This is a genomic window from Noviherbaspirillum sp. (assembly GCF_036563305.1).
Classification (GTDB): domain Bacteria; phylum Pseudomonadota; class Gammaproteobacteria; order Burkholderiales; family Burkholderiaceae_D; genus Noviherbaspirillum.
Genome location: NZ_DATCMQ010000013.1, coordinates 59,796 through 84,828, shown reverse-complemented (window position 1 = coordinate 84,828; position 25,033 = coordinate 59,796). Strand labels below are relative to the sequence as shown.

The following is a 25,033-nucleotide window of genomic DNA, read 5'->3' as shown; positions in this document are numbered from 1 at the left end:
GGAGACTTTCGATGCATGCCCGGACCGACGTAAGAGACGAACTGGACGAGAAGCTGCTGCTGGCGGTAGTGACGGCGTTGAAGAAAGGGGACTTCTCGACGCGCATGCCATCCGACCTGACCGGCATGGCGGGAAAGATCGCCGACACGCTGAACGAGATCATGGAGGCCAACGAGCAGCTGACCCGCGAGATCACGGACGTCAGCCGGGTCGTCGGCCGCGAGGGACGCCTCACCCAGCGCGCGGCCGTGCCGACGGTTGCCGGAGGCTGGAGCACGATCGTCAAGTCGGTCAATACCCTGATCGACGACCTCGTACGTCCGACCACGGAGATGGCACGGGTCATCGGCGCGGTGGCCAAGGGCGACCTGTCGCAGACGATGTCGCTCGACGTCGACGGGCGGCCGCTGAAGGGCCAGTTCCTGCGCGCCGCGGCGACCGCGAACACAATGGTCGACCAGCTCTCGTCATTTGCGTCGGAAGTGACGCGGGTGGCGCGCGAGGTGGGCACCGAGGGCAAGCTCGGCGGCCAGGCCAACGTGCCGGGCGTGGCCGGCACCTGGAAGGACCTGACCGACTCGGTGAACTCGATGGCGGGCAACCTGACTTCGCAGGTGCGCAATATCGCGGACGTGACGACGGCGGTGGCCAACGGCGACTTGTCCAAGAAGATCACGGTGGACGTGCGCGGCGAGATCCTGCAGCTCAAGGACACCATCAACACCATGGTCGACCAGTTGCGCTCCTTCGCCTCCGAGGTGACGCGGGTGGCGCGCGAGGTGGGCACCGAGGGCAAGCTCGGCGGCCAGGCCTATGTGCCCGGCGTGGGCGGCACCTGGAAGGATTTGACCGACAACGTCAACTTCATGGCGTCCAACCTGACCGGCCAGGTCCGCAACATCGCGGAAGTGACGACGGCGGTGGCGAACGGCGACCTGTCGAAGAAAATCACCGCCGACGCAAAGGGCGAGATCCTGCAGTTGAAGGACACCATCAACGTGATGGTGGACCAGCTTTCTTCGTTCGCCTCGGAAGTGACGCGGGTGGCGCGCGAGGTGGGCACCGAGGGCAAGCTCGGCGGCCAGGCGCAGGTGAAGAACGTGGCCGGCACCTGGAAGGATTTGACCGACTCGGTGAACTCGATGGCGGGCAATCTGACCTCCCAGGTCCGCAACATTGCCGAGGTGACCACCGCGGTGGCGAACGGCGACCTGTCGAAGAAGATCACCGTGGATGTGAAGGGCGAGATCCTGGAGCTGAAGAACACCATCAACACCATGGTGGACCAGCTTTCTTCGTTCGCATCGGAAGTGACGCGGGTGGCGCGCGAGGTGGGCACCGAAGGCAAGCTCGGCGGCCAGGCGCAGGTGAAGGGCGTGGGCGGCACCTGGAAGGACTTGACCGACAACGTGAACTTCATGGCGTCCAACCTGACCGGCCAGGTCCGCAACATTGCGGAGGTGACGACGGCGGTGGCGCGCGGCGACCTGTCCAAGAAGATCACGGTCGACGTGAAGGGCGAGATTCTGGAGCTGAAGGACACCATCAACGTGATGGTGGACCAGTTGTCGTCTTTCGCTTCGGAAGTGACGCGGGTGGCGCGCGAGGTGGGTACCGAAGGCAAGCTCGGCGGCCAGGCGCACGTACCGGGCGTCGCCGGCACCTGGAAGGATTTGACCGACTCGGTGAACTCGATGGCAGGCAACCTGACCTCGCAGGTGCGTAACATTGCGGACGTGACGACGGCGGTGGCCAACGGCGACTTGTCGAAGAAGATCACCGCGGATGCGAAGGGCGAGATCCTGGAACTGAAGAACACCATCAACGTGATGGTGGACCAGCTGAACTCGTTTGCGTCGGAAGTGACGCGGGTGGCGCGCGAGGTGGGTACCGAAGGCAAGCTTGGCGGCCAGGCCAATGTGCCCGGCGTGGCCGGCACCTGGAAGGATTTGACCGACTCGGTGAACTCGATGGCGGGCAACCTGACTTCGCAGGTCCGCAACATCGCAGAAGTAACTACGGCGGTGGCCAACGGCGACCTGTCGAAGAAGATCACGGTGGACGTGCGCGGCGAAATCTTCGAACTGAAGAACACCATCAACGTGATGGTGGACCAGCTGAACTCGTTTGCGTCGGAAGTGACGCGGGTGGCGCGCGAGGTGGGCACCGAAGGCAAGCTCGGCGGCCAGGCGCATGTGAAGGGTGTCGGCGGTACCTGGAAGGATTTGACCGACAACGTGAACTTCATGGCATCGAACCTCACCGGCCAGGTCCGCAACATTGCGGAAGTGACGACGGCGGTGGCGCGCGGCGATCTCTCCAAGAAGATCACCGTGGACGTAAAGGGCGAGATCCTGGAGCTGAAGAACACGATCAACACCATGGTGGACCAGCTGTCGTCGTTCGCATCGGAAGTGACGCGGGTGGCGCGTGAAGTGGGCACCGAGGGCAAGCTCGGCGGCCAGGCGCACGTCCCCGGCGTGGCCGGCACCTGGAAGGATTTGACCGACTCGGTGAACTCGATGGCGGGCAACCTGACCTCGCAGGTGCGCAACATCGCCGAGGTGACCACCGCGGTGGCGAATGGCGACTTGTCGAAGAAGATCACCGTGGACGTGCGCGGGGAGATCCTGCAGCTCAAGGACACCATTAATACCATGGTGGACCAGCTGCGTTCGTTCGCGTCGGAGGTGACGCGGGTGGCACGGGAGGTCGGTACCGAAGGCCGCCTTGGCGGCCAGGCGAACGTGCCCGGGGCTTCCGGCACCTGGAAGGACCTGACCGACAACGTGAACTTCATGGCGTCCAACCTGACCGCGCAGGTCCGCAACATCGCGGAAGTGACGACGGCGGTGGCGCGCGGCGACCTCTCCAAGAAGATCACCGTGGACGTGAAGGGCGAGATTCTTGAACTGAAAAACACCATCAACGTGATGGTGGACCAGTTGTCGTCTTTCGCTTCGGAAGTGACACGGGTGGCGCGGGAAGTGGGTACGGAAGGCAAGCTCGGCGGCCAGGCCCAGGTCGAAGGCGCGGCAGGCACCTGGAAGGACCTGACCGATAACGTGAACTTCATGGCGGCGAACCTGACTGCACAGGTGCGCGGCATCGCGGGCGTGGTGACCGCGGTGGCGAACGGCGACCTGAAGAAGAAGCTGACGGTGGCGGCGCGCGGCGAAATTGCGGCGCTCGCCAACACCATCAACGAGATGACCGACACCCTGGCGGTGTTTGCCGACCAGGCGACCACCGTGGCGCGCGAGGTGGGTGTGGAAGGCAAGCTCGGCGGCCAGGCCTCGGTGCCGGGCGCGGCCGGCACCTGGAAGGACCTGACCGAAAACGTCAACCAGCTCGCGGCAAACCTGACCACACAGGTGCGGGCGATTGCGGAGGTGGCGACGGCGGTGACGCGCGGCGACTTGTCGCGCTCGATCCAGGTGGAGGCGCGCGGCGAGGTGGCGGACCTCAAGGACAACATCAACGAGATGATCCGCAACTTGAAGGAGACCACGCAGAAAAACGCGCAGCAGGACTGGCTGAAAACCAACCTCGCGCGCTTCACCCGGCTGCTGCAGGGCCAGCGCGACCTGACCGCGGTGACCACCCTGATCCTGTCGGAGCTGGCGCCGTTGGTCTCGGCACACCACGGCGTGTTCTACATGATGGATTCGCAGGAACCGGATGCGCGCTTGCGCATGATCGCCAGCTACGGCTACCGGTCCAGCCGCAAGCTGGCAACCTCCTTCCTGCCGGGTGAAGGCCTGGTCGGGCAATGCGCGCTCGAGAAGCAGCGCATCTGGCTGACCAATGTGCCGCGCGACTACATCCAGGTCTCTTCCGGGCTGGGCGCCGCGCCGCCGACCAATATCGTCGTGCTGCCGATCCTGTTCGAGCAGCAGGTGAAGGCGGTGATCGAGATCGCCTCGCTCGACCGCTTCACCGAAACCCACCTCTGGTTCCTCGATCAGCTGATGGAATCGATCGGCGTGGTGCTCAACACCATCGAAGCCAACAGCCGTACCGAATCGCTGCTGACCCAGTCGCAGTCCCTCGCCCAGGAGCTGCAGCAGACCAACCTGGAGCTGGCGGAGAAGGCGCGCCTGCTGTCCGAGCAGAACATCGAGGTGGAGCGCAAGAACCGCGAGGTGGAGCAGGCGAAGCTGGCGCTGGAGGAGAAGGCGACCCAGCTTGCGCTGTCGTCCAAGTACAAGTCGGAATTCCTGGCCAACATGTCGCACGAGCTGCGCACGCCGCTCAACAGCCTGCTGATCCTGGCGCAACAGCTGTCCGACAACCCGGAGGGCAACCTGAGCGAGCGCCAGGTCGAATTTGCGAAGACCATCTACGGTTCCGGCAGCGACCTGCTCACCCTCATCAACGACATCCTCGACCTGTCGAAGATCGAGTCGGGCACGGTGACGCTGGAACTCAGCGAATACCGCTTCCGCACGCTGTCCGGCTATGTCGAACGCACCTTCCGCCACATGGCGGAGGCCAAGCAGCTGGGATTCTCGGTGGACCTCACCGAGGACCTGCCGGCGGCGATGATGACCGACACCACCCGACTGCAGCAGATCCTGAAGAACCTGCTGTCGAATGCCTTCAAGTTCACCAGCCAGGGCAGCGTCTCCCTGCGCATCGGCATGGCGCGGTCGGGCTGGACGCCCGAGCACCCGAACCTCGCCCAGGCGGACGGCGTGCTGGCCTTCTCCGTGAGCGACACCGGCGTCGGCATCGCGTCGGACAAGCTGCAGCTGATCTTCGAAGCCTTCCAGCAGGCCGACGGCAGTACCGCCCGCCGGTATGGCGGCACCGGTCTCGGCCTGTCGATCAGCCGGGAACTTGCCCGCCTGCTGGGTGGCGAGATCCGGGTGGAGAGCGTTGTCGGTGCGGGCAGCACCTTCACGCTGTACCTGCCGTACAACCGTTCGGGCTTCGTCAGCTATGATGGCGCCCTCGTCACCCAGCGCGTGCTGGCACTGCACAGTGCCAGCGACGGCGACCGGTACGGCGACAGCGACGGCGACGTGGTCGAAATGGCGGAAAGCGATGCCGAACTGGATCCAGCGCAGATCAGCGTGTCCGTGCCGGCCCTGCCGGGGGCAAGCTCCGACGACCGCGCTCTGGTGGCGCCGGGCGACCCGTCGGTCCTGATCGTCGAGGACGACACCCGGTTCGCCAACGTGCTGCTCGACCATGCCAGGGAAAAGAACTTCAAGGGTATCGTCACGCACAGCGGGGACTCGGCGCTCACGCTGGCGCGCGATTACCTGCCAGCGGCGATCCTGCTGGATATCGACCTGCCCGACATCGATGGCTTTACCGTCCTCGACCGCCTGAAGCGCGACCCGGGCACCCGGCATATTCCGGTGCACGTGATGACAAACCTGAAAGAACGCGAACGGGTGCTGCGCCAGGGGGCGATCTCCTACCTGCACAAGCCGGTCAACAGGGATCGCCTGCAAGAGGAATTCAGTCGCATACAGCAGTTCCTGATCCGCGGCAAGCGCAGCCTGCTGGTGGTCGAGGACGATCCGGCGCAGCGCGAGTCCATCATCGAACTGATCGGCGCCGGCGATGTCCACATCGTCGCGGTGGGCACCGGAAAGGAAGCGCTCGATGCGCTGCAGGCTGCGCACTTCGACTGCATGGTGCTCGACCTGACGCTGCCGGATATCAGCGGCTTCGACCTGCTCGGCAGGATCGGGGACGACGCGGCCCTGCGCGACTTGCCGATCGTGGTCTACACTGCGAAGGACCTGAACCGGAAGGAAGTGGCCCAGCTCAAGCGCATTGCCAAGACGATCGTGGTCAAGGATGCACGCTCGCCCGAGCGCCTGCTGGACGAAACCGCACTGTTCCTGCACCGCTCGCCGACCAGCCTGCCCGAAATGCAGCGCCGCATGCTGGAAGACATACAGCTCGCCGATGGCGGGCTGGCAGGACGCAAGGTGCTGATCGTCGACGATGACCTGCGCAACATCTTCGCGCTCAGTTCGGTACTGGAACGCCAGCAGATGCAGGTGCTGTTCGCCGAGAACGGCAAGGACGGGATCGAGGTGCTGGAGAAGGACCCCGGCATCGAGATCGTGCTGATGGATATCATGATGCCGGAGATGGACGGCTACGACACGATGCGCGCAATCCGCGCGATTCCGAAGTTCCGTTCGCTGCCGATCATCACCCTCACCGCCAAGGCGATGAAGGGCGACCGCGACAAGTGCCTCGCGGCCGGCGCGTCGGACTACATCACCAAGCCGGTGGATGTCGCGCAGCTGCTGTCGCTGATGAGGATATGGCTGCATCAATAGGAGAACGCGTGGGCGAAAAGCCGCAGACCGTGGAAGACCTGGAGATCGACCTCCTCTTGGAGGGGATCTTCCGTTGCTACGGGCATGACTTCCGCGGCTACCGGCGCGACGCGTTGAAGCGGCGCTTGCAGCCGCTGATGCGCGAGGCCGGGCTCTCCAGCGTGTCGGCGCTGCAGGAGCGGGTGCTGCACGACCCCGGCTGCAGCGCGCGGGTGATGCGGGCGCTGACGGAACGTCCGGCGTCCCTGTTCGACGACGCCGCGTATTTCCGACAGTTGCGCGAGGCGATGGGGCCGTGGCTGCGCTCCTGCCCGTCGCCCCGGATCTGGCTGGCGGAATGCGTATCGGCGGAAGATGCCTTTGCGCTTGCCATTCTCCTGGCCGAAGAGGGCCTGCATGAGAAGACGCAGATCTTCGCGACGGCGGAGAATGAAACCCTGCTGCAGGAAGCCAGCGCCGGTCGGTTTGCGGCGGGACGCCTGGCTGAATACGGGTACAACTACCGGGCCAGCGGCGGCAAGCGTGAATTGTCGGACTACGTTGTACGGGACGGAGGAGGGGTGGTGTTCGGCGCTACGCTGCGGCACAACATCACCTGGGCGCAGTACAGCCTGGCGACCGACGCGTCATTCAATGAGTTCCAGATGATCGTCTGCCGCCGGGCGCTGCCCGAGTTCGGCAGCCACCTCCGCCGCCGCACCTTGCAGCTGTTCTACGACAGCATGCCCTTGTTCGGCATCCTTGGCGTCGACCAGCGAGAGGAGATGTCCACTGCCCCCTTCGTCCAGCGCTACAAGCCGATCGCGGAAGGGTGCGGGCTGTACCGTCGTATTGCCTGAAGCCGCAGTCGGGACTGTTTCAGGCGTCCTGGGTCGGCGGAACGTAGCCGAGGACGCCGGAGATCCTGCCTGCAGTGCTCACCAGGTCGTCCACCCATTCGTCCTGCAGGCGGTCGGCCGGGGCGGAGATGGACAGGCCGGCAACCAGCTTGCCGGAATCGTCGTGGATTCCGGCAGCGATGCAGCGCACCCCGAGTTCCAGCTCTTCGTTGTCGCGGGCATAGCCGCGTGCGCGCACCAGGCTGAGTTCCCTTTCCAGCTTCACCAGGTCGGTGATCGAATTCTTGTTGTGGCCGGCAAGGCCGGTGCGGGTGGCGTAGGAGCGCACCAGCTTCGGGTCGTCCACCGAGAGGAACAGCTTGCCGGTGGAGGTGAGGTGCAGAGGCGCCCGCCCGCCGATCGCACGCACCACCTGCATGCCGGAGCGCTCCGAGAACGAACGGTCGATGTAGACGATTTCGTCGCCCTGGCGCACGGAAAGATTGACCGTCTGGTGGGTCTTGCGATGCAGTTCACGCATGAACTCCAGCGCCGCCTCGCGCACGTCCAGTCGGCTCTTCACGATATTGCCGAGTTCCAGCAGGCGCATGCCGAGGCGGTAGGAGCCCGCTTCCGCCCGGTCCACGAAACGCTTGACCACGAGGTCGTTCAGGATGCGGTGCGCCGTGGACGGATGCAGCCCTGTGGTGGCTGACAATTCCTTCAGGCTGACCGGATCCGGATACTGAGCCAGCGCATCCAGCAGCGAGATCATGCGCTCGATGACCTGGATCGAAATCTGGCTTTCGTTTTGTGACGATTCCGTTTTCATGATGTGGTTGGTGCGTTGCAATAAGCATCGTTATACCACATCGTGAAACACGCGGCAAAACGGGCGGGCCGCTTCCGACCCGGTCCGACGCAATTTTTTTCATCCTCGCAGCCGACGTCTTTTTCCCGCCACGCGGTCATAATGCTTCCATGCGAAAAACGGGGAAACAGATGCGCGTTGGATTGTTTGTCACCTGCCTGGTCGATGCGATGCGGCCGGAGATCGGGTTTTCCGTCCTGAAACTGCTGGAGGCGGCCGGATGCGAGGTCGTGGTGCCGGACACGCAGACCTGTTGCGGCCAGCCAGGCTACAGTTCGGGCGACCGCAAGGCGGCCCGGGCGCTGGCGGAGAAGTTTGTCAGGGAATTCGAGGGATTCGACTACGTGGTGATTCCGTCCGGCTCCTGCGGCGGCAACGTCAAGACCCATTACGCCGACCTGTTCGCGGACGACGCTGCCTGGGCTGAACGGATGGCGCGTCTGGCGCCCCGCGTCTACGAACTGACCGACTTCCTGCACACCGTGATCAATCTTCAGGCGCTGCCCGGGGCCGGCAAGTGCGACGGGCCGGTCACGTATCACGACTCCTGCTGCGGGTTGCGCGAGCTCGGCGTGCAGCGCCAGCCGCGCGCCTTGCTGGCCCGGGCCGGCGTCGAGGTGAAGGAGATGACGGACAGCCGGCAGTGCTGCGGGTTCGGCGGCACGTTCGCGGTGAAGTACGGCGACATTTCCACCGCCATCGTCGACGAGAAATGCGCGAACATCCGGGCTTCCGGCGCCAGCGCGGTGGTGCTCGGGGATCTTGGCTGCATGCTCAATATCGAGGGCCGGCTGCGCCGCAACGGCGATGACAAGACACGGGTGCTGCACGTGGCCCAGGTGCTGGCGGGAGACATCTGATGCAGGTCCAGTCGATGCATTTCAAGCAGCGCGCCGGCCAGAAGCTGGCCGACCAGCGGCTGCAGCAGAACCTCAAGAAGCTGTCCACCAAGTTTGTCAGCGGCCGCGCTTCCGCGATCACCGAGCTCGACGATTTCGAAGGCACGCGCGACGCCGCGAAGGAACGCCGGATGCGGGCCATCGAGAACCTCGACGTCTGGCTGGCGCTGTTCGAGGAGAACGCCACGCGGGCCGGCGCGACCGTGCTGTTCGCGGAGAGCGCCGAGGAGGCCTCCCGGCTGGTCGTGGAGATCGCGCAGAAGCACGGCGTGAAGAAGGTGACGAAGTCGAAGTCCATGGTCTCGGAAGAGATGGCGCTCAACAAGGCGCTGGAAGCCGCCGGCATCCAGCCGGTCGAGACCGACCTCGGCGAGTACATCCTGCAGATCAACGACAACGAGGCGCCCTCGCACATCATCGCCCCGGTGGTCCACAAGGACAAGGAGGAGATATCCGACCTGTTCGCCAGGGTGCACCAGCGGCCCCGCCTGACCGACATTCCGCAGATGACCCGCGAGGCGCGCGAGATCCTGCGCCCGCATTTCCTGTCCTCGGACATGGGCGTCACCGGCGGCAACTTCATCATTGCCGAGACAGGCTCGGTGGCGGTGGTGACCAACGAGGGCAACGAAGGCATGTGCACGATACTGCCGCCAAAGGTGCACGTGGTCGTCACCGGGATCGAGAAAGTGCTGCCGACGCTCGAGGATTTCGCGACGGTGATGCGGCTGCTGCCGCGTTCCGCCACCGGCCAGTCGATATCCAACTACGTGTCGTTGCTGACCGGCCCGCGGCGCGACGGCGACCAGGACGGCCCCGAACACATGTATTTCGTCCTGGTGGACGGGGGGCGCACGGGGCTGGTCGGCAGCGAGTTCCAGGACATGTTGCGTTGCATCCGCTGCGGTGCATGCATGAATCACTGCCCGGTCTACCAGAAGATCGGCGGGCACAGCTATGGCTGGGTCTACCCGGGGCCGATGGGCAGCGTGCTGACGCCTTCGTACGCCGGCGTCGACAAGGCGGTCGACCTGCCGCAGGCCTCGACCCTGTGCGGGGAATGCCACGTCGTCTGCCCGGTGAAGATCCCGCTTCCCGACCTGCTGCGCAAACTGCGCGAGAAGCAGGTGGCGCAGCACCTGAGGCCGGGATTCGAGCGCATCGGGCTGACGGTTTGGGCCTGGTTCGCCCAGCGGCCCGCGCTGTACCGCGTTGCCAGCAGCATCGCCGTGCGCGCCCTGCGCGTGCTGGCACGGGGACGCAAGACCATCTCCCGCCTGCCGTTCGCCCGCGGTTGGACCGATTACCGCGAGATGCCGGCGCCGAGCGGCAAGACTTTCCGCGAGTTGTACCGGGAGCGGAAATGATGGATACGCGGCCGCAGGCCAGCGAATTCAAGAGCAGGAGTGGCCTGAAACGGATCGCGGCCGCGTGCGGCTACTCCTTGCAGGGGCTGCGCAGCGCTTTCCGCAACGAGCATGCCTTCCGGCAGGAGCTCATGCTGGCGATCCCCGCCGCGGTCCTGGCGCTGCTGCTGCCTTTGCCCGCGCTGCACAAGCTGGCGCTGGTCGCCGTGCTGGTGCTGGTCCTGATTGTCGAACTGATCAATTCGGCGATCGAGGCCGTGGTCGACCGTGTCTCGCTCGAACGGCATCCGCTCTCCAAGAACGCCAAGGATTTTGGCAGCGCAGCCGTCTTTCTTGCCCTCACGCTCGCCGGCGCGACCTGGGCCGTCATCCTCTGGCCCCTGTTGATGACCTGACATTGGCACGGCGGACGTCGTGTACGCCACATGCCTGCGACTGTCGCCTCCATGCATCGAAACCCCGCATAAGCTTTGTCAAAACTTTTCGTTTCGCCGCGCATACTCGTGGGCTAGTCTACAATCTGCGAAGATTTTCCTTGCGGCACGGTCATCCGCCGCAACAGACCAAGGGCACGAGGTACGCGGGAATGCAGAGCGAGAAGATCGAGAAGATCGGGATACGGACGGCGAAGGCGGACGATGCGCATGCAGTATGCAGCCTGCTGTGCCGCAGCATTGCCGAGTGCTGCACCGAGGACCATCGAAACGACCCCGCCATCCTGGCCGCCTGGCTCGGCAACAAGACGCCGGAGAATGTGGCCGCCTGGTTCGCGTGCGGTGCCAACCTGTCCCTGGTTGCCGAGATCGACCGCGCGCCTGCCGGCGTCGCCATCTTCACCCGCGCCGGCAAGATCGTCCTGTTCTACGTCTGCCCCGACCGGCGCTTCCAGGGAGTAGGCAAGCGCCTGCTCCAGGAAGTCGAGCGCCAGGCCGCCACGATCGGCCTGCAGTCCCTGCAGATCCCCAGCACCCTGACCGCACGGCGCTTCTATGAACGCAGCGGCTACGTGACGCGCTGCACCACGGTTTCCGCCTACGGCGCCGAGGCCATCTCCATGTCCAAGCAGCTTCCCCCGGGGGCCTACCCCGGCGCGAAACCCTGCCGCTGCGGCGCGGCCTGAACCGGGGTTTCCCAGGTCCGGCACGGTCGGTTTTCAGCCGGCCTGGTTGGCGTCGATCCAACGGGCGAACGCAGCAAGGTAGTTCTGCAGGAAGTCGCGGGTAGCGTCGGCGGCAATCGCGCCGGCGTCGTCGAACAGCTTGCCCGCGTTGCCGATGTAGGCTTCCGGCTGCTGCATCGCGGGCACGTTCAGGAACACCAGCGACTGGCGCAGGTGGTGGTTGGCGCCGAAGCCGCCGATGGCGCCGATCGAGACGCTGATCACCGCGCCCGGCTTGCCGTTCCAGGCGCTCTGTCCATATGGGCGCGACGCGATGTCGATCGCGTTCTTCAGCACGCCGGGCACGGACCGGTTGTACTCGGGCGTGATGAACAGGACCGCATCGGCACGCCGTATGGCGTCGCGCAGTTCCTCGTAGGCCGGCGGCGAACTTGCGTCGTCATCCTGGTTGTAGAGGGGAAGGCCGCCGATGTCGACGAGGTCGAACTGCATGTCGGGCGCCGCCATTTCTCCGAGTGCGAGCGCCAGCTTGCGGCTGTAGGACTCCTTGCGCAGGCTGCCGACGAAGACGGCGACGCTTCTTGGTGCAGGCATTGTCATCCCTTTCATTGAATCCGGTGCCGCCCGCGGCGGCCGGCCGGTCACCGTAGACCGCGTTCGGCATGCCGGCGTTCTGGCATTTGATCAAAGCACCATTGGCGAACTATCATCACGCTCGTGGCTGCAACGGCCATGCGGATGTTCCTACTCAAACAACACGAAGAATGCGAAAGGAGTTGCCATGAATAATTACCAGGCGGGCGGCGTATCGGAGGACATGGGGAAGCTGCTTCTGCGGGCGGCGCTGGCGATCCTGATCCTTTTCCACGGCGTCGCGAAAATCTTCAACGGCGTCGGTTTCATTACCGGCATGATGGGCAAGATGGGATTGCCGGCCGAGTTTGGCTACCTGGTCTATGTCGGTGAAGTCCTTGCCCCCATCCTGGTGCTGATCGGCCTGTGGACCCGTCCGGCGGCGCTGGTCATCGCGATCAACATGGTGTTCGCGGTGGTGCTGGTGCACATGGGCGAGGTGTTCTCCGTGACCAAGACCGGCGGCTGGGCGCTGGAGCTGCAAGGCCTTTTCCTTGCGGCGGCACTGGCGGTGGCGCTGCTCGGCGCCGGGCGCTACAGCGTAGGCGGCAGCCGGTGGAACTGAATCGCTGCAACCGGAAAAACCCGTCTTCGGACGGGTTTTTTTTCGCCTGCATAGCGCAATGCGCCGGGTCTTCCGGCACAAGGCCGCACCGCCGCGCGCGTGCGACCACCGGTCGCAGGACGGCGGGCGATCCTGCCGCGGCTACTGCCGCAGCGCGCGCTTCAGGTCCTGGGCGGCCGCGCCGAGCAGCGGCAAGACCTCGAGCACGCCGCCGCCGGCGATCCCCCCGCCGGGCGGACGACGCGCGAAGCGTTCGCAAAATGAGAATCCATCGGTCGAAAAACGGTGGCGTCGCCGGATGAGCGCATTGCTACAATCTTCACACTCACAGCACTTGTACAGCCTGAAAGGGAAGTTCTCATGACATCCAGCGCTACGCTTTTCGAACCGGGAAACTACCGGTTCGTCCCCGCGGTATTTCAGTATTCCGGTGGCGTCGCAGCCGAACCGGGTTACCGGATCGAACGCGTCCGCTTCGCGTCGACGGTTCCGCTCGATGAAGGCTTCGCGCGAATAGAGGAAATCCTGCGCGCGGCGGGGCGCCCGCTGACGGCGTTCTGCGCCTGCGAGCTCCGTTCGCCGGCACCGTTCGACGAGGCCGGGTTCGAAGCCTTCAACAAGGTTTATGCCGGCACGCTTGCACGCTGGGGCATCGTCGATGGCAACGTCAACCCGGTGGCACGCAGCAACGTCTGCCCCGCGATCGACCCGCCACCGGCGCCGGGCTTCCATGCTTTCTCCTATACCGTGCCGGACCGCGATGCACGGCCCTCGTTCGTGGTCGCCGGCGCTGCCGAGGCCCCGGAGGGCAAGGGCAACTACAGGGACCACATCATCCGCCGCGGCGACCTGTCGGCGGAAGGCCTGCGCGCCAAGGCGGCATGGGTGCTGAATGAATGGAGCGGGGCATGGCAGCGCTGGGATTCGCCTGGATCGACACGACGGCGGCGCAGCTGTACACCGTGCATGCCGTCCATCCATTCGTCGCCGCCGAGATCGCGGGCCGTGGCGCCGTGCGCGGCGGTCTGAACTGGCATTTCGCGCGGCCGCCCGTCGCCGAGACGGAGTACGAGATGGACTGCCGCGGGGTGCATGTCGAAACGGTCTTGCCGGCCTGAGCAGCAGGCTGTACGCTTGCCGGGTGCTGCGCCCTGCCCGGGCGGCGTATCCCGGCTGTCGTGTTCGCGGCTAGGCGGGGCGACGGGCCGCGGGACACCGGCGGCGTCGCACGCTGCGGGGAGACAATTGCCGCGGGTCGCGCCGGCCGACGCATATGATGAATCCGCATAAAGAACCACAAAACTATTCGTTCTGAATACCTGGCCATTTCTTTAACCTGACGGCTTCCGTAACAGAGATCCTCAGGGAGAAGAACATGCTGCTCAAGAAACTGGTCCAGGTCGCCCTTGGCGTCATCCTCGCCGCGCCGCTGGCAAACGCCGCCGACGTCAACCTTCTCAACGTCTCCTACGATCCCACCCGGGAGCTGTACCAGGATTTCAACAAGGCCTTTGCCCAGCAGTGGAAGGCGAAGAGCGGCGACAACGTGACGGTGCGGCAGTCGCATGGCGGTTCCGGCAAGCAGGCGCGTTCGGTGATCGACGGACTCGACGCGGACGTCGTCACGCTGGCGCTGGCGTACGACATCGACGAGATCGCAGGCAAGGGCTTGCTGGCGAAAGACTGGCAGAAGCGCCTGCCGCACAACAGCGCCCCCTATACCTCCACCATCGTATTCCTGGTCCGCAAGGGCAATCCAAAGGGGATCAAGGACTGGGGCGACCTGGTCAAGCCGGGCGTGTCGGTGGTGACCCCGAATCCGAAGACGTCCGGCGGCGCCCGCTGGAACTACCTGGCGGCGTGGGGCTATGCGCTGAAGCAGCCGGGCGGCAGCGAGGCGAGCGCAAAGGACTTCGTGACGCAGCTGTTCAGGAACGTGCCGGTGCTCGACTCGGGTGCCCGCGGCTCCACCACCACCTTCGTCGAGCGCGGGATCGGCGACGTGCTGCTGGCGTGGGAGAACGAAGCGATCCTCGCGATCAAGGAGCTCGGCCCGGACAAGTTCGAGATCGTGGCGCCGTCCCTGAGCATCCTCGCCGAGCCGCCGGTGGCGGTCGTCGACAAGGTCGTCGACCGCCGCGGCACCCGCAAGACGGCGGAAGCCTACCTGCAGTTCCTGTATACCGATGAAGGGCAGGAAATCGCGGCGCAGAACTACTACCGCCCGATCTCCGACAAGGTCGCGAAGAAGTATGCGGCGCAGTTCCCGAAGCTCAAGCTGTTCACGATCGACGAGTCGTTCGGCGGATGGGCCAGGGCGCAGAAGACGCATTTTGCCGACGGCGGCTCCTTCGACCAGGTCTACCAGCCGGGCCGCAAGTAATTGCCTCAGCGACCAGCGCGGAGCCAACCCATGTCCATTCTCCTGCTCGCGGGCAGTCCGTCGAATCCCTCGCGTTCCACCCGCCTGCTGCATTTCGCCGGCGATCGGCTGGCGCTGCGCGGACAGCCTTCGACCCGGCTGCATGTGCTCGACCTCCCGCCGCAAGCCCTGCTGCACGCCGACTTCACGAACGAGACCATCCGGCTGGCGCAGGCGGCGGTGGCGCACGCCGACGCGGTGATCGTGGCGACCCCCGTCTACAAGGCCGCCTACAGCGGGATATTGAAGGCATTCCTCGACCTGTTGCCGCAGGACGGGCTGGCAGGCAAGCTTGTCCTGCCGCTGGCGACCGGCGGCAGCCAGTCCCACATGCTGGCGCTCGATTATGCGCTGCGGCCGGTGCTGTCGGCGCTCGGCGCCCGGCATGTCCTGCCGAGCATCTACGCCACCGATGCGCAGGTCGAATGGCACCGGGAACAGGGGCTGGCGATTGCCGACCCTATCGTCAGGCGCATCGACGAAGGCATCGACAACCTTTGCGCCAACCTGGCCTCGCTGCGCGCGGCACGCGAAGGGGCGCGTGAGCCGGTGCCCTTCTCGCAGGTCCGATGTAGCGTCTGAGTTTTTTCCAACCCACCGTCGTTCCAGCGCCGTGCATGGCTGCATCCATGCACGCACGGGGGGACCTTTTGCCTGCAATCCGATAACGACCAGAACAGCAAGGACATCAAATGAACATCTCCAATGAAAAGCGCGACGCCAGGCGCCGCACCCTGGGCATGCTTTCCGCCGCCGCCATCGGCACCATCGCACCGGGCCTGTCCGGCCTCGCGATCGCCCAGCAGAAGGGCAGCCTGCGCATCGGCTACCAGAAGTACGGCACGCTGACGATCCTGAAGGCGCGCGGCAACCTGGAGAAGCGCTTTGCGGCGCAGGGCGTCGACGTCAGGTGGACCGAGTTCCCGTCCGGCCCGGCGCTGCTGGAGGCCCTCAATGTCGGCAGCGTCGACTATGGCACCGTCGGCGAGGCGCCCCCGATCTTCGCGCAGGCGGCGGGCGCCGACCTGGTCTATGTCGCCAACGAGCCGCCCGCGCCTTCCTCGGAAGCGATCATCGTACCGCCCAACTCGACGCTGAAAAGCGTGGCCGAACTCAAGGGCAGGAAGGTCGTGCTGAACAAGGGATCGAACGTGCATTACCTGCTGGTGCGGGCGCTCGAGCGCGCTGGACTCGCCTACAAGGACATCGACGTCGTGTACCTGCCGCCGTCCGACGCCCGTGCCGCATTCGAGCGCGGCAGCGTTGATGCCTGGGTGATCTGGGATCCCTTCCTGGCCGCCGCGGAGAAGCAGCTCGGGGCACGCATCCTTGCCGACGGCAAGGGCCTGGTCGCCAATCACCAGTTCTTCCTCGCGTCGCGTCCGTATGCCGAGAAGAACCCGGCAATCGTCAAGGGCATCCTGGAAGAGCTGGTCCGGGTCGATGAATGGAGCAGGCAGAACCAGAAGGAGGTGGCCGCGATCCTGTCGCAGCAGATCGGCCTGCCGGCCGATATCGTCGAGCTTGCCGCCGCGCGCTACAGCTACGGCGCGCAGCCGGTGACCGACGCGGTCCTGGCCGAGCAGCAGCGGATTGCGGATGTGTTCGCCGCCCTGAAGCTGATTCCCAGGAAGATCGATGTGCGCCAGGCGACGCTGCAGGCACGCGCCTGAGGCGCCAATACCGAAAGGACCGACAGATGAGCCTCAATGTTTTCTGGTTTCTCCCTACCCACGGCGACAGCCGCTACCTCGGCACCAGCCGCGGCGCGCGCGCCGTCACCTTCGACTACCTGCGGCAGGTGGCGGTGGCCGCCGATACCAATGGCTACGACGGGGTGCTGATCCCGACCGGGCGTTCCTGCGAGGATCCGTGGGTGGTCGCTTCCAGCCTGATTGGCGCGACCCGCAACCTCAAGTTCCTGGTCGCGATCAGGCCGGGTCTCAGCACGCCCGGCCTCGCCGTGCGCACGGCGGCGACCTTCGACCGCCTGTCGAACGGCCGCCTGCTGGTCAACGTCGTGACCGGCGGCGACCAGGGTGAGCTGGAGGCGGACGGCCTGTTTGCGGACCATGCCGAGCGTTATGAGATTTCCTCGGAGTTCCTGCGGGTCTGGCGCGCGGCGCTGGCCGGCGAGGGCGGCAGCGCAGGCTTCGACCTGGAAGGCCGGCACGTGCGGGTGAAGGGCGCCAGGACGCTGTTCCCGCCGGTGCAGCGTCCGTATCCGCCGCTGTATTTCGGCGGTTCGTCGGAAGCCGCGCACGATCTGGCCGCGGAGCAGGTCGATGTCTACCTGACCTGGGGCGAGCCGCCCGCAGCGGTGGCGGAAAAGATCGCCGACATCCGGGCGCGGGCCGCAAAGCACGGCCGCACCCTGCGCTTCGGCATCCGGCTGCACGTCATCGTGCGCGAAACCAGCGAGCAGGCATGGAAGGCAGCCGACGAACTGATCGCCCATCTCGACGACGAGGTGATCGCGAAGGCGCAGGCAGCGTTCGCCAAGATGGATTCGGTCGGTCAACGGCGCATGGCCGCGCTGCACGGCGGCCGCCGCGACAAGCTCGAAGTGTCGCCCAACCTGTGGGCCGGCGTCGGCCTGGTGCGCGGCGGCGCCGGCACCGCGCTGGTCGGCGATCCGGAAACGGTGGCGGCCCGCATGAAGGAGTATGCGGAACTCGGCATCGACACCTTCATCTTGTCTGGCTATCCGCACCTGGAGGAATCCTACCGCTTCGCGGAACTGGTGTTTCCGCTGCTCGGCAAGAAGAACGTCAATACGCCGGAAGGCTCGCTGACCGGACCGTTCGGGGAAGTGGTCGCGAACGGGATCCTGCCGAAGGTTTCGCAAAGTTGAGGAGCGCGCGATGCATGTGACGACGACGGATTTCGAGGCGCTCCTGCCGCCGGCGCCCGCGGCCGCCGCGAGTGCGTGGCAGCGGGCCGCGCTGACGCGGATTGTGCCCTGGATCGCACCGTTGGGGCTGGTCGCGCTGTGGCAGCTGGCGGCGCAGGCGGGATGGCTGTCGAGCCGCATCCTGCCGGAGCCGCTCGCGGTGCTGCGGGCCGCCTGGGATCTCGGGGCGTCCGGCGAGCTGTGGGAGCACCTGCGGACAAGCGCCTGGCGCGCGCTGTCCGCCTTCGCGGTCGGCGGCGGGCTCGGCCTGCTGCTCGGCCTGCTCACCGGAACCTTCCGGCAGGCCGAGCTGCTGCTCGACACCACCTTGCAGATGGTCCGCAATATCCCGGCGCTCGCCCTGATTCCGCTGGTCATCCTGTGGTTCGGCATCGACGAGACCGCCAAGCTGTTCCTGGTCTCGGTCGGCGTCTTCTTTCCGGTCTACCTGAACGCCTTCCACGGCATCCGCTCGGTCGACAAGGGCCTGATCGAGATGGCGCGCAGCTATGGCCTGTCCGGCTGGGCGCTTTACCGGGACGTGATCCTGCCAGGCGCGCTGCCGTCGATCCTGGTCGGCGTGCGCTTCTCGCTGGGCCTGGTCTGGGTGCTGCTGATCGTCGCAGAAACGATCTCGGCCCAGTCGGGCATCGGCTACATGACGATGAACGCGCGTGAATTCCTGCAGACCGACGTGGTGCTGGTGGGGATCCTGCTGTACGCGTTGCTGGGCAAGTTCGCGGATGTGCTTGCGCGCGGCGTCGAGCGCATCGCGCTGCGCTGGCACCCGGGTTACCGATGAGGAGGAGCGCAATGAAGATATTCAGCCAGGAGCAGCACGCGCTGCATTCGTCCATCCCCGGCGGCGTCGGCCTGCGCCTGCAGGGGCTGTGGAAGGCGTTCGGCGGGCGCAGCGTGCTGAAGGCGGTGGACCTGCAGGTCGAACCCGGCGAGTTCGTCGCCATCGTCGGCCGCAGCGGCTGCGGCAAGAGCACGCTGCTGCGCCTCGTCGCGGGGCTTGAGCAGGCGGACGCGGGACAGGTGGCGTTCACCGGCGGCAGCGCCCGGGATGGTGCCGGCATTCCTCAAGGCGACCGCCCGGACATCCGCATCATGTTCCAGGACTCGCGCCTGCTGCCATGGAAGCGGGTGCGCGACAATGTGTCCCTCGGCCTCGACAGGGCGCGCGAACTTGCCCTGCAGGCGCTGGAGAAAGTCGGCCTGCACGACCGCGCGCACGACTGGCCCGCGGTGCTGTCCGGCGGCCAGCGGCAGCGGGTGGCGCTGGCGCGCGCCCTGGTGCACGAGCCGCGCCTGCTGCTGCTCGACGAACCGCTCGGTGCGCTCGATGCCCTGACCCGTATCGAGATGCAGCAGCTGATCGAGGACCTGTGGCAGCAGCGTCGCTTCACCGCGCTTCTCGTCACCCATGACGTGCAGGAAGCCGTGGCCCTGGCCGACCGGGTGCTGCTGGTCGAAGAGGGCCGCATCACGCTGGACCAGCGGATTGACCTGCCCCGGCCGCGGTCACGCGGCAACCCCGGTTTCGCGCTGATCGAGGAGGCCATCCTGGCCCGCGTCCTGCAGCATCCCCCGTTGGCGCCCGACGGCCCCTTGGGCGACGTGTCGCTGCACCGGACGGTCGGCCAGGTAGGCTGGGCGGTATGAATTTCCGATACGAATCCCCGCAATCCATCTTCACCCACAAGGAGCAAGCATGAGCATCACCGCAATCAATGTACGCAACCAGTTTCGCGGCAAGGTCAAGGCCATCATCGACGGGCCGGTCGTGTCCGAGGTCGATGTCGAGACGCCGGCTGGCATCGTCACGTCCGTGATCACGACCCGCTCGGTGCGGGACCTCGGACTTGAGCCTGGCGTCGAAGTCGTGGCGCTGGTCAAGGCCACGGAAGTATCGATCGCCAAGCTCTGACGTCGACGGCATCCTCCGCCGTCGCGCGGCTGCGCGCCTCCGGCACGCCGCCGGCCGTGTCGGAGGCGCGCACTACCGGCACCGCCCGTGACAACAATGTTGCAACGACGAATGGAGCCGGGTGGCGTTAAGACGAAAAGCTGATAAACACATGCAAAAAGATTCGTTCTCGTTATAACGAGGCAATGCAATCATGGAGTCTCTTTAGCTAAATTTGTAATAAGAGGATTTCATGGCTTTGCAAACGGCAATGCCGGCCGCCATCACGCCGGCAACCGCAAACCGCAGGGGGGGCGCACGGCCGGCGCGGGTCATTCCCGGGTTTCACCTGTCGCTCGGCTTCACGCTGTTCTACCTGGCGCTGATCGTGCTGATCCCCCTGTCCGCGGTCTTCCTGAAGACCTTTACCCTGACATGGGACGCGTTCTGGAGCGCAGTCAGCAACGACCGCGTGGTCGCCTCCTACAAGCTCACCTTCGGCGCGTCGCTCGTCGCGGCGGCGCTGAACGTCGTGTTCGGCGGGATCGTCGCCTGGGTGCTCGTGCGCTATCGCTTCCCCGGCAAGAAGATCGTCGATGCGCTGGTCGACCTGCCGTTCGCCCTGCCGACAGCGGTGGCCGGCATCGCCCTTACCGCCCTCTATGCGCCGAACGGCTGGATCGGACGCACGCTGGAGCCGCTGGGCATCAAGGTGGCGTTCACCCCGCTTGGCGTGCTGGTGGCCCTGACCTTCATCGGCTTGCCCTTTGTCGTGCGTACGGTGCAGCCGGTGCTGGAGGAAGCCGAGCGCGAGCTGGAGGAGGCTGCCGCCAGCCTCGGCGCCAGCCGGCTGCAGACCTTCTCGCGGGTGATTCTGCCCACGGTGCTGCCGGCGCTGCTCACCGGCTTTGCGCTGGCGTTCGCCCGGGCCACCGGCGAATACGGTTCGGTGATCTTCATTGCCGGCAACATGCCGATGGTTTCCGAGATCACGCCGCTGTTCATCATCACCAAGCTGGAGCAGTACGACTATGCCGGCGCCACCGCGATTGCCGCGGTGATGCTGCTGGTGTCCTTCGTTCTGCTGCTGACCATCAACATGCTGCAGGCGTGGACCCGCAGGCGCGGGCTCGGCGGGAGGGAATGAGATGAGTGGATCCGTTGTTTCGAGCCTGCCAGCCGGCGCCGCCCGGCCGCGCGCGGCCTTCGCGCCCGCGGCGACGGTCGAGCCGGGGTGGGTACGCGGCCTGCTGATCGCCGTCGCGCTCGCCTTCCTGACCCTGTTCCTGTTCGTGCCCCTGGTGGCGGTCTTCACCGAGGCATTGAAGAAGGGATGGGATGCCTATGCCGCAGCCATCGTCGAAGCCGATGCCTTGGCCGCGATCCGGCTGACGCTGCTCACCGCCGCGATCGCGGTGCCGCTGAACCTGGTGTTCGGCGTCGCCGCCGCCTGGTGCATCGCCAAGTTCGAATTCCGGGGCAAGAACATCCTCCTGACCCTGATCGACCTGCCGTTCTCGGTGTCGCCGGTGATCTCCGGCCTGGTGTACGTGCTGCTGTTCGGTGCGCAGGGCTGGTTCGGCCCCTGGCTGCGCGAGCACGACATAAAGATCCTGTTCGCCGTGCCCGGCATCGTGCTGGCGACCATCTTCGTCACTTTCCCCTTCGTGGCACGCGAGCTGATTCCCCTGATGCAGTCGCAGGGGACGGAAGAGGAAGAGGCGGCGCTGGTGCTCGGCGCGTCGGGCTGGCGCACCTTCTGGCATGTCACGCTGCCCAACATCAAGTGGGGTCTCCTCTACGGCGTCATCCTCTGCAATGCCCGGGCGATGGGCGAGTTCGGCGCCGTATCGGTGGTTTCCGGCCACATCCGGGGCGAAACCAACACCATGCCGCTGCATGTCGAGATCCTCTACAACGAATACAACTTCGCAGCGGCGTTCGCGGTGGCTTCGCTGCTGGCACTGCTGGCACTGGTCACCCTGGCGCTCAAGACGCTGGTCGAATGGCGCGCGGGCGGCGCCGCCCTCAAACCCCTGCATGAAAACGGGAGCAGCAATGAGCATTGAAGTCAGGCACATCAACAAACGTTTCGGCAGTTTCGTCGCGCTCGACGATGTGTCGCTCAGTTTCCCGCAGGGCGAGCTGACCGCGCTGCTCGGGCCATCGGGCTGCGGCAAGACCACCCTGCTGCGCATCATCGCCGGGCTCGAGCAGTCCGACAGCGGGCAGGTTCTCCTGGACGGCGCCGACGCCTCCGGACATCACGTGCGCGAGCGCCAGGTGGGTTTCGTGTTCCAGCACTATGCGCTGTTCAAGCACATGACGGTGTTCGAAAACATCGCATTCGGCCTGCGCGTCAAGCCCCGCAGCCAGCGGCCCTCCGAAGCCACGATCCGCAAGAAGGTGATGTCGCTGCTGGAACTGGTGCAGCTCGACTGGCTGGCCGACCGCTATCCGCCGCAGCTGTCGGGCGGCCAGCGCCAGCGCATCGCGCTCGCCCGGGCGCTGGCGGTGGAGCCGCGCGTGCTGCTGCTGGACGAGCCATTCGGCGCACTCGATGCGAAAGTGCGCAAGGAACTGCGGCGCTGGCTGCGTCGCCTGCACGACGAACTGCATGTGACCAGCATCTTCGTCACGCATGACCAGGAGGAGGCACTGGAGGTGGCGGACCAGGTGGTGCTGATGAACAAGGGCAGGGTGGAACAGATCGGCGCGCCGGACGCGGTGTACAACCATCCGGCCACTCCGTTCGTCTACGGCTTCCTCGGCAACGTCAACCTGTTCCATGGTCGCGTGCACGAGGGCGTGCTGCAGGACGGCGGCCTTGCGCTCCACGCCCCCGACCATGCCGCGACGCAGGACGCCAGGGGCACCGGGTATGTGCGCCCGCATGAACTGGAGATCGACCGCTATCGCGCCGACGCCGAAGGCATCGTCGCCCGCCTGCGGCGAGCACATGCGCTCGGACCGCTGGCGCAACTGGAACTGGAGCGGGCGGACAATGCGCAGGTGATCGAAGCGGTGATCTCGAGCGAGCGCTACGACGCGCTGGCGCTGCAGGAAGGGGAAACCCTGCTGGTGCGGCCGAAGCGCCTGCGGGTCTTCGTCGACGGCGGGCAGGGGGGCCGGGCATGAACTTCCAGCAATTGCGATCGGTGCGCGAAGCGGCCCGCCGCGGCTACAACCTGACCGAGGTGGCGAACGTGCTGTTCACCTCGCAGCCCGGCGTGAGCCGGCAGATACGCGAGCTGGAGGAAGAACTCGGCGTCGAGATTTTCGAACGCAACGGCAAGCGGCTGACCGGTCTGACCCAGCCGGGCAAGGGGATCCTGCACATCATCGAGCGCCTGCTGCTCGAGGCGGAGAACCTGCGCCAGGCCAGCCAGGAGTATTCGGGCGAGCGCAGCGGCACCCTGACGATTGCCACCACCCATACGCAGGCGCGTTATGTCCTGCCGCAGGTGGTGCAGGCGTTCCGCAGCGCCTTCCCGGATGTGCGCATCGCGCTGCAGCAAAGCTCGCCGGAGCATATCGCCGAGTGGGTGATCTCGGGCAAGGCCGACATCGGTATCGCGACCGAGGGCCTGAGCCAGTTCGAGGAGCTGGTGTCCTTTCCCTGCTATCACTGGAGCCACGTCATCGTGGTGCCCGAATCGCATCCGCTGGCCGCGCTGCAATCGGTCTCCCTGCAGGATCTGGCGCGTCACCCGCTGATCACCTACGACGTCGGCTTCACCGGCCGCGGCCACATTGACGAAGCATTCGCGCAAGCCGGGCTGGAGACCGACATCGTGTTGACGGCGATGGATTCGGACGTCATCCAGCAATACGTGTCCCTCGGTCTCGGCGTCGGCCTGGTCGCATCGATGGCGGTCGAGCATAACCGCGCGGCGGGCCTGGTCGCGCTCGAGGCGTCGCACCTGTTCGCGCCGAACGTCACGCGTCTGGCCGTGCGCCGCGGCGCCTACCTGCGGTCCTATACCTGCGAGTTCATCTTGCGTTTTGCGCCGGGCCTGAAGCGCTCCGACGTGGTGACCGCACTCAACCTGAGCGGGCAATGAGGAAGGCGTCCCGCCGTTGCCGGCGGGACGCGAAGCGCCGTGTCAGGGCAGCAGGGGGCGTTTCGCCGCCTGCTTGGCGCGGATATCCTTGAGGGTCCGCTCCATTGCCGCCACCCGGTATGCGGTGGCGGGATGCCCCGCGGTGTAAGCGTTGAGCATCGTCGGCGGATATTGCGCCGCCATCCTCTGCCAGAAGGGAATCACCTGGTCCAGGTTGTGGTTGGCGCGCGCCAGGATGTAGAGTGCCAGCCGGTCGGCGGTTGCATCCATGTCCTGCGGCACCGGCTTGACGCCGGCGAGGCCGGTCATGGTGCTCATGTCGGGCCGGACCCGGGTCAGGTTGTCGATGATGCCGCCGAGCGTCGCGCTGAGCTTGCGGCGCGAAGGATGGGCAAGGATGTTGTGGGCCAGTTCCCGCGCCATCACGTAGGCCAGTTCATCGTCGCTGCGCGTGAAGTTCAGCATGCCGCGGGTGATCAGGACACGATACCCGTCGGAATAGGCATTGACGTTGTCCGTGTTGCCCAGTTCGATGCCGAAGCCGCAGGCGAAAGTCAGCGGTACGTCGAGGGTGACCGGCGCGTTGTTGCGCAGCACCCGCATCTGGACCGCCGAGCGCCGGGTCACCAGCGGGGCGAGGATGGTCGCGGCCTGGCGTTCGGCGTTCTCGCCTTCCGGCAGTGCCTGGTTCTCCACCGACAGCAGCACGTCGCCGCGCTGCACGCCGGCGCGTTGCGCGCCGCTGCCGGCCAGCACGCCCATCACCTGCAGCCGGTCGCCAAGACCGGTGACCTTCTGTGCCGCCGCCGCGTATTCCGGGGAGTACGAGTGGCGCGTCTTGGCGGTGAAGCCGAGCAGGTTGCGCGCATAGGACTTGCACAGCTCGGCATTGTTGGTCAGCAGAGGACCGGCGACACGGTACAGCCTGTCCTGCGCGGCGATCAGGTCGCGAACCACGTTTTCCTCCGGCGTCGGCGCCGCGGCGACCGGCCGGTCCTCGGGGACTCGCGGTTGCGGCTGCGGTGTCGGCGGCGCAACGCCGGTGGTGGCGCAGGCGGTAAACAGGAGCGCCGCCGGCAGCAGGAACAGCCGTTGTCGCAGGCGCTGCGGGTAACGCGATGGCTTCGCGTGCATTGGAGGCATCTTATCTCCCTTGGT

Annotated in this window: 22 protein-coding genes; 19 read left to right on the top strand and 3 right to left on the bottom strand. The window is 65.9% G+C overall.

The features are described 5' to 3' along the window. The first annotated feature begins 11 nt into the window (after window positions 1-11). Window positions 12-6,311, top strand: coding sequence for a HAMP domain-containing protein (locus VIM12_RS10820; RefSeq protein ID WP_331941639.1), 6,300 nt, complete (start codon window positions 12-14; stop codon window positions 6,309-6,311). Window positions 6,312-6,319: 8 nt separating this feature from the next. Next, complete coding sequence (locus VIM12_RS10815) at window positions 6,320-7,150, top strand: CheR family methyltransferase (RefSeq protein ID WP_331941638.1); 831 nt, start codon at window positions 6,320-6,322, stop codon at window positions 7,148-7,150. Window positions 7,151-7,169: 19 nt separating this feature from the next. Here the strand turns inward: VIM12_RS10815 and VIM12_RS10810 are convergent, their stop codons facing one another. Beyond that, complete coding sequence (locus VIM12_RS10810; RefSeq protein WP_331941637.1) at window positions 7,170-7,961, bottom strand: IclR family transcriptional regulator; 792 nt, start codon at window positions 7,959-7,961, stop codon at window positions 7,170-7,172. Between the two features lie 170 nt (window positions 7,962-8,131). On the opposite strand from VIM12_RS10810, the gene VIM12_RS10805 reads away from it, so the two are divergent. The 4 genes from VIM12_RS10805 to VIM12_RS10790 all read left to right on the top strand — a co-directional run bounded on the left by VIM12_RS10805 (window position 8,132) and on the right by VIM12_RS10790 (window position 11,386). Beyond that, on the top strand, window positions 8,132-8,860 hold the full coding sequence (locus tag VIM12_RS10805) for a (Fe-S)-binding protein (protein WP_331941636.1): 729 nt from the start codon (window positions 8,132-8,134) through the stop codon (window positions 8,858-8,860). Continuing rightward, window positions 8,860-10,266: a LutB/LldF family L-lactate oxidation iron-sulfur protein gene (locus tag VIM12_RS10800; RefSeq protein ID WP_331941635.1), complete on the top strand. Its 1,407-nt coding sequence runs from the start codon at window positions 8,860-8,862 to the stop codon at window positions 10,264-10,266. Before VIM12_RS10805 ends, VIM12_RS10800 begins: the two co-directional genes overlap by 1 nt. Continuing rightward, window positions 10,263-10,661, top strand: a complete 399-nt coding sequence (locus VIM12_RS10795) for a diacylglycerol kinase (RefSeq protein ID WP_331941634.1) — start codon at window positions 10,263-10,265, stop codon at window positions 10,659-10,661. The genes VIM12_RS10800 and VIM12_RS10795 overlap by 4 nt, the downstream gene beginning before the upstream one ends. A 191-nt stretch (window positions 10,662-10,852) precedes the next feature. Next, a complete protein-coding gene (locus VIM12_RS10790) occupies window positions 10,853-11,386 on the top strand; it encodes a GNAT family N-acetyltransferase (RefSeq protein WP_331941633.1) in 534 nt (177 codons plus the stop codon). Between the two features lie 33 nt (window positions 11,387-11,419). On the opposite strand, the gene VIM12_RS10785 is transcribed toward VIM12_RS10790, so the two are convergent. After that, window positions 11,420-11,980 (bottom strand): NAD(P)H-dependent oxidoreductase, encoded by a 561-nt coding sequence (locus VIM12_RS10785; protein ID WP_331941632.1) that lies wholly within the window; start codon window positions 11,978-11,980, stop codon window positions 11,420-11,422. A gap of 187 nt (window positions 11,981-12,167) precedes the next feature. Between VIM12_RS10785 and VIM12_RS10780 the strand changes: the two genes are divergently transcribed. The 13 genes from VIM12_RS10780 to VIM12_RS10720 all read left to right on the top strand — a co-directional run bounded on the left by VIM12_RS10780 (window position 12,168) and on the right by VIM12_RS10720 (window position 23,875). Beyond that, complete coding sequence (locus VIM12_RS10780) at window positions 12,168-12,584, top strand: DoxX family protein (RefSeq protein ID WP_331941631.1); 417 nt, start codon at window positions 12,168-12,170, stop codon at window positions 12,582-12,584. Between the two features lie 360 nt (window positions 12,585-12,944). Beyond that, window positions 12,945-13,613, top strand: coding sequence for a 2-amino-5-chloromuconate deaminase CnbZ (gene cnbZ / locus VIM12_RS10775; RefSeq protein ID WP_331941630.1), 669 nt, complete (start codon window positions 12,945-12,947; stop codon window positions 13,611-13,613). Between the two features lie 346 nt (window positions 13,614-13,959). Next, window positions 13,960-14,967: a sulfate ABC transporter substrate-binding protein gene (locus VIM12_RS10770; protein ID WP_331941629.1), complete on the top strand. Its 1,008-nt coding sequence runs from the start codon at window positions 13,960-13,962 to the stop codon at window positions 14,965-14,967. Window positions 14,968-14,997: 30 nt separating this feature from the next. Beyond that, a complete protein-coding gene (ssuE, locus tag VIM12_RS10765; protein ID WP_331941628.1) occupies window positions 14,998-15,588 on the top strand; it encodes an NADPH-dependent FMN reductase in 591 nt (196 codons plus the stop codon). Between the two features lie 110 nt (window positions 15,589-15,698). Further along, window positions 15,699-16,679, top strand: coding sequence for a sulfonate ABC transporter substrate-binding protein (locus tag VIM12_RS10760; protein ID WP_331941627.1), 981 nt, complete (start codon window positions 15,699-15,701; stop codon window positions 16,677-16,679). Window positions 16,680-16,705: 26 nt separating this feature from the next. Beyond that, entirely contained in the window at window positions 16,706-17,860 is a 1,155-nt protein-coding gene (gene ssuD, locus VIM12_RS10755) for an FMNH2-dependent alkanesulfonate monooxygenase (protein ID WP_331941626.1), read from the top strand. A 10-nt stretch (window positions 17,861-17,870) separates the two neighbouring features. Beyond that, window positions 17,871-18,701 carry an aliphatic sulfonate ABC transporter permease SsuC gene (gene ssuC / locus VIM12_RS10750; RefSeq protein ID WP_331941625.1) on the top strand — a complete coding sequence of 277 codons (831 nt, stop codon included), beginning with the start codon at window positions 17,871-17,873 and terminating at the stop codon, window positions 18,699-18,701. Between the two features lie 11 nt (window positions 18,702-18,712). Next, window positions 18,713-19,567 (top strand): ATP-binding cassette domain-containing protein, encoded by an 855-nt coding sequence (locus tag VIM12_RS10745; RefSeq protein ID WP_331941624.1) that lies wholly within the window; start codon window positions 18,713-18,715, stop codon window positions 19,565-19,567. A gap of 49 nt (window positions 19,568-19,616) precedes the next feature. Further along, window positions 19,617-19,832, top strand: a complete 216-nt coding sequence (locus VIM12_RS10740; protein ID WP_163963738.1) for a TOBE domain-containing protein — start codon at window positions 19,617-19,619, stop codon at window positions 19,830-19,832. Window positions 19,833-20,082: 250 nt separating this feature from the next. Continuing rightward, the gene (cysT, locus tag VIM12_RS10735; RefSeq protein WP_331942033.1) at window positions 20,083-20,958 is read left to right on the top strand and encodes a sulfate ABC transporter permease subunit CysT; all 876 of its coding nucleotides are present in this window, start codon (window positions 20,083-20,085) and stop codon (window positions 20,956-20,958) included. Window position 20,959: 1 nt separating this feature from the next. Beyond that, window positions 20,960-21,880, top strand: a complete 921-nt coding sequence (cysW, locus tag VIM12_RS10730; protein ID WP_331941623.1) for a sulfate ABC transporter permease subunit CysW — start codon at window positions 20,960-20,962, stop codon at window positions 21,878-21,880. Further along, on the top strand, window positions 21,870-22,949 hold the full coding sequence (locus tag VIM12_RS10725; protein WP_331941622.1) for a sulfate ABC transporter ATP-binding protein: 1,080 nt from the start codon (window positions 21,870-21,872) through the stop codon (window positions 22,947-22,949). Before cysW ends, VIM12_RS10725 begins: the two co-directional genes overlap by 11 nt. Further along, complete coding sequence (locus tag VIM12_RS10720; protein ID WP_331941621.1) at window positions 22,946-23,875, top strand: CysB family HTH-type transcriptional regulator; 930 nt, start codon at window positions 22,946-22,948, stop codon at window positions 23,873-23,875. The genes VIM12_RS10725 and VIM12_RS10720 overlap by 4 nt, the downstream gene beginning before the upstream one ends. A 42-nt stretch (window positions 23,876-23,917) precedes the next feature. Here the strand turns inward: VIM12_RS10720 and VIM12_RS10715 are convergent, their stop codons facing one another. Beyond that, complete coding sequence (locus tag VIM12_RS10715) at window positions 23,918-25,018, bottom strand: M48 family metallopeptidase (protein ID WP_331941620.1); 1,101 nt, start codon at window positions 25,016-25,018, stop codon at window positions 23,918-23,920. Between the last annotated feature and the right edge of the window lie 15 nt (window positions 25,019-25,033).